The 494-nt window shown below is 39.9% G+C and carries 1 protein-coding gene and 1 pseudogene; both read right to left on the reverse strand.

Translation table 11 applies throughout. The features are described 5' to 3' along the window. Window positions 1–207, reverse strand: a 207-nt coding sequence (locus tag GBI16_RS18410) for a 2Fe-2S iron-sulfur cluster-binding protein (RefSeq protein WP_228267875.1), incomplete at its 3' end; no start/stop codon positions are given. A gap of 14 nt (window positions 208–221) precedes the next feature. Then, a pseudogene (locus tag GBI16_RS18415) lies at window positions 222–494 on the reverse strand (succinate dehydrogenase/fumarate reductase flavoprotein subunit); the annotation flags it as partial.

Raw genomic sequence — 494 nt, forward strand, 5'->3', positions numbered from 1 at the left:
AATGTTCACACCATCAGAACCACAAATACCTTCACGGCAAGAACGGCGGAATGTTAATGTTTCATCCTGAACTTTTAATGCAAGTAACGCGTCAAGCAACATACGGTGCTTGTCAGTTAACTCTAACTTAAAAGTTTGCATGTATGGCGCTTTATCCTTATCAGGATCATAGCGGTAGATTTCGAATGTACGAGTACCTCTACTCATCTTTGTTCTCCCGATTAGAATGTACGTGGTTTAGGTTCAATAGCTTCAACCGTTAATGGATTGAAACGTACTGGTTTATATTCAAGACGATTGTCTGAAGAATACCATAACGTATGTTTCATCCACTCATCATCACGACGACCATAAGAGTAAGTCGGATGATCTGGAGCTAATTCATAATCAACAACGGTATGTGCACCACGACATTCTTTACGTGCAGCAGCAGAAATCAAGGTTGCTTTAGCAACTTCATACAAGTTTTCAACTTCTAATGCTTCAATACGTGC

Origin of the sequence: Acinetobacter sp. TUM15064 (genome assembly GCF_008980265.1) — a bacterium.
In the GTDB taxonomy this organism is placed as follows: Bacteria; Pseudomonadota; Gammaproteobacteria; order Pseudomonadales; family Moraxellaceae; genus Acinetobacter.